The sequence below is a fragment of the Cyanobium sp. L1E-Cus genome, assembly GCF_024345755.1.
Lineage (GTDB): Bacteria > Cyanobacteriota > Cyanobacteriia > PCC-6307 > Cyanobiaceae > Cyanobium_A > Cyanobium_A usitatum.
The window spans coordinates 1-9,857 of record NZ_JAGQBS010000026.1 but is presented as its reverse complement, the minus strand read 5'-3'; the positions used below and the strand labels follow the sequence as shown (position 1 = coordinate 9,857).

The following is a 9,857-nucleotide window of genomic DNA, read 5'->3' as shown; positions in this document are numbered from 1 at the left end:
TCGGTCGCCTGATCTTCCAATACGCCTCCTTCAACAACAGCCGCAGCCTCCACTTCTTCCTGGCTGCCTGGCCCGTGGTTGGCATCTGGTTCACCGCCCTTGGCGTGAGCACGATGGCCTTCAACCTCAACGGTTTCAACTTCAACCAGTCGATCCTCGACGGCCAAGGCCGTGTGGTGAACACCTGGGCAGACGTTCTGAACCGTGCTGGTCTGGGTATGGAAGTGATGCACGAGCGCAATGCTCACAACTTCCCGCTTGACCTTGCTGCTGCTACTGCCACCCCCGTGGCATTGACCGCACCTGCAATCGGTTGATAGTCAACATCCCAGCTACGGCTGGGTAATAACGGAATCCCAAAAGCTCCCTCTCACGAGGGAGCTTTTTTGTTGCCTGGGTACCCTCGGCTCCATCAGTTCTGACCTGATGGTCGCAGCAGTCCCTGATCGCAATAGAAGCGGATCGTTTTTACGGAAACGCCCGAGTGGGTAGCTGCAGTGCGGCCACTTGACTCTCCACCAAGGGGAGACCCCATCGTAGTAACACAGCCAACTTCCTACCTATGCGTTCCCTCGCTGCATCGCTATTGCTTGCTGGGATCTGGACCGCCCCGGCCCTGGCCCAGGGCGATCCCCACAAGCACCATCACCACCATCAGGCGGCCCCTGCTGCCGCTTCCCCCAGCCAGGCAGACGCCAGCCATAGCCATGACGTCGGCCCAGCCGGTGCCACCTACGACCTGCGCTGGCTCGACGCGATGGTGCAGCACCACACCGGTGCGCTGCGGATGAGTGAGTTTGTGTTCAACATCGGCCACCCCGGGGTGGGCGCCCTAGCCAACGGCATCTGGCGCGAGCAGGCCCGCGAGATCAAGGCGATGGCCCAGTGGCGCAAGGCCTGGTATCCAGAGGCGCCGGTCTATCCCGTGGCCCTCAGGCCGGGCGGTGATCCCAACTCCATGAGCAGCCTGGAGCGCATGGGCGCCGCCCAGATCCAGGCGATGCAGATGCTGGGCTCCACCCCCACCAAAGCCAACCGGTTGGGGTGGTTTCTCGAGGGGATGATCGCCCACCACGGCGGTGCCCTGCAGATGGCCCACGACGCCCTCAACAAGAGCAGCGATACCACCGTGCGCCGGCTAGCGCGGGAGATCATCGTGGCCCAGCGCGCTGAAATCATCGAGCTGCGCCGCATGCTGCGCCTGGAGGGATTGATCAAGCCGGAGTACAGCCAATACGACGCACTCTTTCGCTTCTAACTCTTTTAATCTGACTCTTTTGATCTGATCGATTCACCTCTGATGGATCTCTTCTCCATGACTAGCCGCATGGCCCTGATCGCCCTGGCCCTGGCGGCAATACCACTTGCCAGCCGCGCCCACCCCAAGGGGCTGTACGACAACCAACAGCAAGCTGAGCAAAGGGCCAAGGAGCTCGGCTGCACAGGCACTCACCAGAACAGCGGTAAGTGGATGCCCTGCAGCAATGAGGCAACCCTGCACCAGCACCTGCGTCACAACTAAAACGCCATGCCTTTATTGCCTAAAACTCGCTGGCGTCAGCTGCACCGCTGGGTAGTGCCGATCGCGGCGGCACCACTACTGCTCACCGCCGCCACCGGCTCGCTCTACAGCCTGCTGCTCGAGCAGGGAATCGACGCCTTCTGGCTGCTCAAGATTCACTCCGGTCGCTTTGGCCCGCTGAATCTGCAGCCCTTTTACTCAGGGCTGCTGGGGCTGTTCACGCTTGTGGTCATTGGTTCAGGCTTGGCCCTGCTGATTTCAAGCCGCAGGGCTAGGGCCTGAGTGCTGGAAATCCACACGGACAACTTCGAGATAATCAACCTGCAGCGCTATTATCCGGAGATTATTTTACTCGGCGATCAATACAATTCACTTGCTACATAACTGAGCTCAAGGGAGAAATATCAAGAGCAAGAATAGGAAAATCACGGGATATGGCTCTCCATCGAACTCGACATCACTAGCTTAAAGAGATAGCTCCGCGCCGACGGCAGGCCTCTTATGTCAAGCACACAATGAGCGCCCGTTCCCCCGGCCCACCCTGCTGCCCAGCCGAGGGACCAGCCGTTTTGGTGGACGGCATGGAGCGGGAGCTGGCCCGGGAGCGCACCCTGCTGCGCCGCAGGGTCAGCGTTGCTGCCGTCCTCACCGTCCTGGTGATGGGCTCGAGCCTGCCCCACATGCTTGGGCTTCACAGCATTCCGTTCCTGCCGCTCTGGTTCACAAGCCCCTGGACCCAGCTGATCCTCACCACACCGGTGTTGTTCTGGTGCGGGCGTGACTTCTTCACCGGCGCCGTCTCGGCCTTCCGGCAGCACTTCGCCGACATGAACACCCTGGTGGCGGCCGGCACCGGCATCGCCTACCTCACCTCGCTGTTCACCACCCTGTTCCCCCAGGTGCTGATCGCGGAAGGCCTGCCCGCCGACGTCTACTACGAAACCGTGGCGGTGATCCTGACCCTGGTGCTGCTGGGCCGGCTGCTGGAGGCCAGGGCCCGTGGCCAAACCTCAGAAGCGATCCGGCGGCTGCTGCAGCTGCAGCCCCCCAGCGCCCGGGTGCTGCGGGATGGACAACCGGTTGAAGTTCCGGTGTCGATGGTGGTGGTCGGTGACCTGGTGCAGGTGCGGCCCGGCGAAAAGATCCCGGTGGATGGGGAGGTGAGCGAAGGCAGTTCCTGGGTGGAGGAGTCGATGCTCACCGGTGAACCCACGCCCGTGGCCAAGGCTGCCGGCGATGCCGTGATCGGCGCCTCGATGAACCGCAGCGGCAGTTTCACCTTCCGCGTCAGCCGGGTGGGGGCGAACACGGTGCTGGCCCAGATCGTGGAGCTGGTGCGCCAGGCCCAGAGCTCCCGCACCCAGGTGCAGCGCCTGGCCGATCAGGTGGTGGGCTGGTTCGTGCCGGTGGTGATCGCCCTGGCTATTGCCGCCTTTGTGGTCTGGTTCCTGATCAGCGGCAATCCCGTGCTGGCGATGCTGTTTCTGGTGAGTGTGCTGGTGATCGCCTGCCCTTGTGCCCTGGGCCTGGCCACCCCCACTTCGATCATGGTGGCCTCCGGCAAGGGGGCGGAGAACGGGCTGATCTTCCGCAGCGCCGAGGCCCTGGAGACGGCCGGCAAGCTGCGCACCATCGTGCTCGACAAGACCGGCACCCTCACCCGCGGCCAGCCGGAGGTGACCGATTTCGAGCGGCTGGCCGGTGGCGTGCTGCCGGCCGACACCCTGCTGGCCCTCACGGCAGCGCTTGAATCCCGCTCGGAGCATCCCCTGGCCGAAGCGATCACGACCTACGCCCGCAGCCAGTTGAAGGACAGTGAACTCCCGGCGGTGGAGGACTTCAAGGCAGTGGCTGGACGGGGTGTGCAGGGAGCGATCGGCGGCCAGCAGGTGCGGGTCGGCACCCCCCGCTGGTTTGATGAGCTCGGCATCAACACCGCATCCCTCAAGCCCCTGGTGGAGCGCCTGGAGGTTGCCGCCCGCAGCGTGGCGGTGGTGGTGGTGGATGGGCGGCTGGAGGGCTGCTTCGGCGTGGCCGATCCCCTCAAAGCGAGTTCAGCGGCAGCGGTGGCTGGCCTGCGGCGTCTGGGTCTGCAGGTGGTGATGCTCAGCGGCGATGCCCGCCGCACCGCTGAGGTGGTGGCCGCCCAGGTGGGGATCGAGCGGGTGATCGCCGAAGTGCGTCCCGCCGATAAGTCCTCGGTGATTCGCAAGCTGCAGGAGCGGGGTGAGGGCCCAGTGGCGATGGTGGGCGACGGCATCAACGACGCCCCAGCCCTGGCCCAGGCCGATGTGGGCATCGCCATGGGCACCGGCACCGATGTGGCGATCGCCGCCAGCGACATCACCCTGATCTCCGGCAACCTGGCCGGCGTGCCGGCAGCGATCGAGCTCAGCCGCGCCGCGATGGCAAACATCCGCCAGAACCTGTTCTTCGCCTTCGCCTACAACGTGGCCGGCATCCCGATCGCCGCTGGCCTGCTGTTTCCGCTCACCGGCTGGTTGCTGAGCCCGATGATCGCTGGCGCCGCCATGGCCTTCAGCTCCGTGTCGGTGGTGAGCAATGCCCTGCGGCTGCGGAACTTCCGCCCCGCGCGCCTACCTCTTCCAACCACCTGATGCAGATCCTCGCTGCCGCAGCGCCCCTCTGGCGCACCATCGACCAACCCGTGGCCCTCAAAGGGCTGGTGGCCATAGTTGGCTTGCTTCTCATCGCCTGGCAGCTCTGGTGGTTCCTGGGTCGCCATGGCGGTGGCGTGGCAGCCCGCCAGAGCGGGGCAGGATTGCAGGAGATCACCATCCTTGTGGATGGCGGCTACGCACCCTCCAGAATCAAGGTGAAGACCGGCCAGCCGATGCGGCTTGCCTTTCATCGAGTCGATCCGAGCAGCTGCTTGGCCCAGGTGATCTTCCCCGACTTCCACAAAAGCCTCGATCTGCCCCTTGATGCCACCACCAGCCTGGAGTTGCCCCCCACAAAAGCCGGCGTCTATCCCTTCCACTGCGGCATGAACATGGTGCGAGGAGTGCTGGAAGTGGAGTGAGAGACGAGGTTCTCCCAGGTAGCTGGCTAAAGATAGAAACGAGCCAATTTGCGCTCACAGGCTGCCAACGCTGAGAAGCAACAGCCGTCGACAGGAGGCCTGGGCAGGCAAAGCGAGCCTGGATGTTCCGCGGCACCAGGTTCGCGGCACCAGGGTCCCGGTGGCTGCCCTGTTTGAAAACCTGGAAGACGGGGTCTCCATGACCAAATTCGTTGAGTGCTTCCCCGGTGCGCAGCTGGAGTAGGTCGGCTTTGTGCTGGAGCATGCCTCCCGCATTACGCCAGCGGCCCTATCTAGATGAGGCGGTGCTGCTCAAGACCCGCAGCCGCCAGGTCTGCATGACCTGACACTGGTTTAGGCACCACGTGGGAGTGAACTGCGTTCCTGCCAACTGCACCAGGGGCTGATCGCCCATGGCGAGCACCTGGGGAGCCGCTGCCCAGACTCCTTTGCGTTGACCTGTGCGTTGATATTGATCGTGCCCCCATTGCCCAAGCCCGTGACCACTGGATCCGTCAGCCCTGTGGGCCTCGCCGAGGCCTCGCGCTTCTGGTTCCAGCTGGGCTGGGTGAGCTTCGGCGGGCCGGCCGGGCAGATCGCCCTGCTGCAACGCGAGCTGGTGGACCGGCGCCGCTGGCTCTCGGAACGGCGCTACCTGCACGCCCTCAACTACTGCATGCTGCTGCCGGGGCCGGAGGCCATGCAGCTGGCCACCTATCTGGGCTGGTTGATGCACGGGGTTCCCGGTGGCCTGATCGCCGGGGGGCTGTTCGTGATCCCCTCGATGTTCGTGCTCACGGCCCTGGCCAGCATCTATGCGCTCTGGGGGCAGCTGCCCCTGCTGGCCTCGGTGTTCGCCGTGCTCAAACCGGCGGTGCTGGCAATTGTGCTGATGGCCGCCTGGCGCATCGGCCGCCGCACCTTGCACACGCCCCTGCTGGTGGCCCTGGCGGTTGCCGGTTTCCTGGCGCTGGCGGCGTTCAAGCTTCCCTATCCCGTAGTGGTGATCAGCGCTGGCCTGATCGGCCTTGGCGCCGCCCGTTGGCGGCCCAACCTGCTGGTGGCGAGCAAGCCCCACGGGGCTGGATCGAGCGACCCTAATCAGGATCGGCCTGGCGCTCTTCACGACGATGACTCCGCTTCGCCGGACCATGCGCGCTTTTCAAAGCGGCTGCTGGCGGTGACGCTGCTGCTATGGGCCCTGGCAACGCTTGCGCCCCTGGCCGCTCTGGCGAGCTTTGGCGGTTGGAACGGCATCCTGGCGCTGATGGCCCGCTTTTTCACGCGGGTGGCCCTGCTCAGCTTTGGCGGCGCCTATGCCGTGCTGCCCTACGTGGCCCAAGGGGCGGTGGAGCAGTTCAACTGGCTATCGGCCAGCCAGATGCTCGACGGCCTCGCTCTTGGGGAGACCACCCCGGGGCCACTGATCATGGTGGTGGCCTTCGTGGGCTTCATGGGCGGCTGGAATCAATCGATCGCAGCTGGCTTAAGCCCCTGGCCCCTGGCCCTGGCGGCGGTGCTGGTGACGGTGTGGTTCACCTTCCTGCCCTCCTTCGGCTTCATCCTGGCCGGGGCACCGCTGGTGGAAGCCACGCGCGGCGACCTGCGCTTCGGGGCGCCGCTGAGCGCCATCACCGCCGTCGTGGTGGGGGTGATCGCCAGCCTGGCGCTGTTCTTCGCCGGCCCGGTGCTCTGGCTCGCCGGCGCCTTCAATCCCTGGGCGGCGCTGGTGGTGGCTGCCGCCTTGTTTGCCCAGCTGCGGCTGCGTTGGAGCGTGTTGCAGGTGATCGGTGCAGCGGCGGCCATCGGTGCAGTGCTGGCAGGGGTGGCAGCGCTCTCAAGTTGATCGACAGGAGAGACAACAAAGCCCGGAGCGTTGGCCCCGGGCATTTGCTTGCTCAGCCGGCGGCGGGCGGAGTAGGGGTCGGGGTGCCAAAGGACTTGGAAGGCCAGGGGGGCACCGTGCTCCCATTGCCGTTGCGCATGGCGTGGTAGCCGGGGGAGAGGATCTCGACGCCAGCGCCGGCGAATTGGTCCTGGATGGCCCCCAGCAGATCTGAGAGGGTGCTGCGGTAGGTGTCCACATCCACCACATAGGCGCTGAGCTCGTAGCTGATGTGGAAGTCGTTCAGTGAGGTCTGGAGCACGAACGGGGGGATCTCCTGGCTGATGCCTGCGGTGGCGCCGGCAGCATCCAGCATCAGCCGGTGAACCTGGCGCCAGGGCACGTCGTAGCCGATGGTGACGGTGGTGGCGATCACCACGGGCTGGGCGATCTCGCGACGGGCCAGGCTGTAATTGATGATCGAGGCCCCCAGCACGGTGGCGTTGGGGATGCTCACCACCTCGTTGCGGGGGGTGCGCAGGCGGGTCACAAGCAGGGCGGAGTCGTGAACGATGCCGACGGTGCCGTTGATGCTGACCCGGTCGCCCTCCTGGTAGGCCCGGGTGTAGGTGAGCATCAACCCCCCGATCAGGTTGGCGGCCACCGCACTGGAGCCCAGGGCCGCCAGCACGCCCACGAACAGGCCGGCACCCTGGAAGGCCTTGCTGTTGGCCCCTGGGATGTAGGGGTAGGCGGCCACCACACCGAGCAGCAGGATGCCGATGCCCACCAGCCGGGCTGTGGGCCGGGACCATTCCGGATAAAACCAGCTCAGGCGGAGGTTCCCTTTCTCCACCGCCCGGAACCAGGCGTTGCTCGCCCGCATCAGCAGCACGGCCAGACTCAGGATCACCGCCACGGAGATCAGGTCGGGGATGGCCCTCGAAACGGCCAGGGCACCGCTCACCACGAGGCCAGTGATCTGGCGCCGCAGGGTTTCGGAGAGGGCCTGGGTGGGGGGGAACAACCCCAGAAACAGGGGGATCGATAGGTAACTGACCAGCAGCAGCACGGACCCGTGCACGATTCGGCGCAGGGGATCGAGGAGGCTGCGCTCCTGATCGGCGGTGAGCCACTGGTTACCCCCCACCTGCAGCCCCCGGATCCGGCGGTTGGCGGGGTCGTTGATCCAGCGCTCCAGGCGCCGGTTGAGGGCGATCTGGCCTCGCAGCCACAGGATGTAGAAACCCAGGGCGAGCAGGGCCAGCGCGCCCCCCCGCAACCAGTCCGAACGGCGGTGGGTTTGGCGGTGGCGCACGATCGCCGCGCGGATCTGCTCCAGGTAGCGCTGGGCCAGCTGCTGGCGGCTTAGCTGAAAGCGGGCCGCGTTGCGGTCATCCACTGAGAGGCGGGGCTCAAATATTTCGCCCCGCATCACGCCGATGGTGGTGTAGGGCGGGTCCTCTTGCAGGACGATCTGCTCGGGCTTGATCGAATAGGTGGCGGCCAGCTCGGCTAGCCGCTGGCTAGCCACCCTCGCCAACTGCGCTGGGGTCTGGGCACCGGCGGCGACACGGATTTCAAGCACCCGGCGGCCATCCAGTTCGATGTAGGCCGGGCTAGGGGCTTCAGCAGCTCGGGTAAGGGGGGCCGCTACAAGCAACTGCATCGCCAGCAGAGCGACCAGCAGGGGCAAGAGGAAGCGCGCCCATCTGGGGCGTGGGCGAAGGCCCAAGGGCTCTAAATAACCCACGATGCCTCTTCTAGAACGTCAACGGACCCTATCTTCTCCTTCCTAATTGAGTTCCGATCGCTTTGGGGCCCGAGCTGACAAGGCTGCGCCATCTTCCTGGCTGCTCGCCTGCCACCGGTCCAGTAAGAACGAATTGAGGCGATGGGCTGCCTGTGACGTGGACCCGGCAAACTGAACCAGGCAGCGATGATCGCCGTGGATGGGGCCTGGGCTCTCGAGGGCAGAATTTAGCTCAGCCCAAATTCCCACTGCCTTGGTAATGCTCCAGGGCCAGGCGGAAGCCTGCAACTTTGTCATTTGTGAAGCTGTCGCTGCGGGTTGATGCGGATGCAGCTAAGCAATCGTCAGGCCACGACTTGGAATGATTTTGACAAGAGAAAAATCGGTACTCTGTTTCGGTGACTCGAATACTTGGGGATACATACCGCTCACTGCAGGTCGCCTGCTTCGCAAGGAACGCTGGCCCGGAGTTCTGCAAGAATCCCTAGGAGAGTCGTATTACGTTATTGAAGAGGGTCTTAATGGGAGATCTACAGTATTTGAAGAACCATTTCGAGACGGCCGAAATGCTCGCACCACAATTCTGGCGGTTCTCGAAAGCCACGCGCCGCTTGATCTGTTAGAAATAATGCTTGGCACCAATGATTTAAAGCACCATCTAAATGCATCGGCTCATGAATCAGCGAGGGGCATTAGCTCACTCTTGCAGATAGCTTTTAATAGCGCCACCAGTTTAGGTAAGGGCTCACCAAAAATTTTAGTGATTGCGCCACCAAGGTTTGGAAATATGTCCGAGCTCATGGCCCATCATTTCAAAGATGCAATGGCTCGCTCCGCTGAGCTGCCTGCTCAATACGAGCAATCATGCGCCCAATTCGGCTGCAGCTTTATTGACTGCAATCAGGTGGTGACTGTGGCAGAGGATGGCATTCACTTGGATGCCCATGGCCATCGCAAGTTGGCCTTCGCTCTTGTGCCGATAGTCAAGGACTTGATAGGCGATGCCGCATAATATGGCAAAGCTTATATCGCGATTTTATTGATCTTCAATGCTCCACGCAGGACAAGATTGCAAGCTCCAATGCTACCTTGCAACCCATTTTAGGGTGTCAGAGAAGTTGCCCTGTAAACCATCTACCGTTACGAAGCCAGTGTGGACATGGGTATTGCCATCGTTGCTAAAAGCTGTTTTCCACTTATATTCTACTACGCGGCCATCGCCGAAATTTCCGAAACTCGACCACTCAAGCATTCGCGCTTCTATCGAACCAATCCCTTGATCAAAGTTGCCGGCGGAATCAACAACGGTCATCCGCAGCTTTTTCATGGCAAGGTCCCAATAAAGGAGTTGCATGCCATTCCCATTCTTGGCATCTCCTGAGACACTTTGGCACAGGATCGCCGAGCCACCTACTGCCCAGCGACAAGTAGATCTACCGGTGAACTTATCACCCTTTTTACCAACTCCGGGATAATCTGTTGAGTACGTAGCAGCCCCGACGCGGGGTTACCAGCCAGACGCAAGGGGATATTTCGCAAGGACACTCGCGCAAAAGCACCATCCCTCCCTGGCTTTAATGCCATCAGTTGTCCCGTGTCAATCAGGTTGATGTGTGGCGTCAATCTGGTTGACCGGTAGAAGCGTTTGTTTTGAGCTCTGCTGATTCCTGAGATTGCAGTTGGGACCTTGATCGTGACCATGGCTGTCGCGACG

12 protein-coding genes and 1 pseudogene are annotated in these 9,857 nt (G+C 63.0%); 11 read left to right on the top strand and 2 right to left on the bottom strand.

The features are described from left to right. Positions 1–317: pseudogene (locus KBZ22_RS13890) on the top strand (photosystem II q(b) protein); the annotation flags it as partial. Positions 318–412: 95 nt separating this feature from the next. Here KBZ22_RS13890 and KBZ22_RS14470 read toward each other — a convergent pair. Then, positions 413–535 carry a MerR family transcriptional regulator gene (locus KBZ22_RS14470; RefSeq protein ID WP_396112173.1) on the bottom strand — a complete coding sequence of 41 codons (123 nt, stop codon included), beginning with the start codon at positions 533–535 and terminating at the stop codon, positions 413–415. A 27-nt stretch (positions 536–562) separates the two neighbouring features. On the opposite strand from KBZ22_RS14470, the gene KBZ22_RS13885 reads away from it, so the two are divergent. From KBZ22_RS13885 to chrA, 8 genes are all read left to right on the top strand, one after another. After that, positions 563–1,258: a DUF305 domain-containing protein gene (locus KBZ22_RS13885; RefSeq protein WP_255022422.1), complete on the top strand. Its 696-nt coding sequence runs from the start codon at positions 563–565 to the stop codon at positions 1,256–1,258. Positions 1,259–1,300: 42 nt separating this feature from the next. After that, complete coding sequence (locus KBZ22_RS13880; RefSeq protein ID WP_255022421.1) at positions 1,301–1,522, top strand: DUF3721 domain-containing protein; 222 nt, start codon at positions 1,301–1,303, stop codon at positions 1,520–1,522. Between the two features lie 6 nt (positions 1,523–1,528). Beyond that, positions 1,529–1,804, top strand: coding sequence for a hypothetical protein (locus KBZ22_RS13875; protein ID WP_255022420.1), 276 nt, complete (start codon positions 1,529–1,531; stop codon positions 1,802–1,804). A 233-nt stretch (positions 1,805–2,037) separates the two neighbouring features. Further along, the gene (locus KBZ22_RS13870) at positions 2,038–4,140 is read left to right on the top strand and encodes a copper-translocating P-type ATPase (RefSeq protein WP_396112170.1); all 2,103 of its coding nucleotides are present in this window, start codon (positions 2,038–2,040) and stop codon (positions 4,138–4,140) included. Continuing rightward, a complete protein-coding gene (locus KBZ22_RS13865) occupies positions 4,140–4,565 on the top strand; it encodes a cupredoxin domain-containing protein (RefSeq protein ID WP_254941911.1) in 426 nt (141 codons plus the stop codon). Before KBZ22_RS13870 ends, KBZ22_RS13865 begins: the two co-directional genes overlap by 1 nt. 160 nt (positions 4,566–4,725) lie before the next feature. Beyond that, on the top strand, positions 4,726–4,809 hold the full coding sequence (locus KBZ22_RS14465) for a hypothetical protein (RefSeq protein WP_396112175.1): 84 nt from the start codon (positions 4,726–4,728) through the stop codon (positions 4,807–4,809). Beyond that, complete coding sequence (locus tag KBZ22_RS13860; RefSeq protein WP_255022419.1) at positions 4,778–4,912, top strand: hypothetical protein; 135 nt, start codon at positions 4,778–4,780, stop codon at positions 4,910–4,912. Before KBZ22_RS14465 ends, KBZ22_RS13860 begins: the two co-directional genes overlap by 32 nt. Before the next feature lie 152 nt (positions 4,913–5,064). Next, the gene (gene chrA / locus KBZ22_RS13855) at positions 5,065–6,411 is read left to right on the top strand and encodes a chromate efflux transporter (RefSeq protein ID WP_255022418.1); all 1,347 of its coding nucleotides are present in this window, start codon (positions 5,065–5,067) and stop codon (positions 6,409–6,411) included. Positions 6,412–6,463: 52 nt separating this feature from the next. Here chrA and KBZ22_RS13850 read toward each other — a convergent pair whose 3' ends face one another. Continuing rightward, positions 6,464–8,086, bottom strand: coding sequence for a mechanosensitive ion channel family protein (locus tag KBZ22_RS13850; RefSeq protein ID WP_255022417.1), 1,623 nt, complete (start codon positions 8,084–8,086; stop codon positions 6,464–6,466). 418 nt (positions 8,087–8,504) lie between these two features. Here KBZ22_RS13850 and KBZ22_RS13845 point away from each other — a divergent pair, with 418 nt between their 5' ends. Both KBZ22_RS13845 and KBZ22_RS13840 read left to right on the top strand, forming a co-directional pair. Continuing rightward, complete coding sequence (locus KBZ22_RS13845) at positions 8,505–9,155, top strand: SGNH/GDSL hydrolase family protein (RefSeq protein WP_255022416.1); 651 nt, start codon at positions 8,505–8,507, stop codon at positions 9,153–9,155. A 147-nt stretch (positions 9,156–9,302) separates the two neighbouring features. Beyond that, positions 9,303–9,524, top strand: a complete 222-nt coding sequence (locus KBZ22_RS13840) for a hypothetical protein (protein ID WP_255022415.1) — start codon at positions 9,303–9,305, stop codon at positions 9,522–9,524. The last annotated feature ends 333 nt before the right edge of the window (positions 9,525–9,857 follow it).

Coding starts and splice junctions, on each gene's coding strand:
- KBZ22_RS13885 (WP_255022422.1), top strand. CDS start 563: ATGCGTTCCCTCGCTGCATCGCTATTGCTTGCTGGGATCTGGACCGCC.
- KBZ22_RS13875 (WP_255022420.1), top strand. CDS start 1,529: ATGCCTTTATTGCCTAAAACTCGCTGGCGTCAGCTGCACCGCTGGGTA.
- KBZ22_RS13880 (WP_255022421.1), top strand. CDS start 1,301: ATGGATCTCTTCTCCATGACTAGCCGCATGGCCCTGATCGCCCTGGCC.
- KBZ22_RS13865 (WP_254941911.1), top strand. CDS start 4,140: ATGCAGATCCTCGCTGCCGCAGCGCCCCTCTGGCGCACCATCGACCAA.
- KBZ22_RS14470 (WP_396112173.1), bottom strand. CDS start 535: ATGGGGTCTCCCCTTGGTGGAGAGTCAAGTGGCCGCACTGCAGCTACC.
- KBZ22_RS13845 (WP_255022416.1), top strand. CDS start 8,505: ATGATTTTGACAAGAGAAAAATCGGTACTCTGTTTCGGTGACTCGAAT.
- KBZ22_RS13840 (WP_255022415.1), top strand. CDS start 9,303: ATGGGTATTGCCATCGTTGCTAAAAGCTGTTTTCCACTTATATTCTAC.
- KBZ22_RS13870 (WP_396112170.1), top strand. CDS start 2,038: ATGAGCGCCCGTTCCCCCGGCCCACCCTGCTGCCCAGCCGAGGGACCA.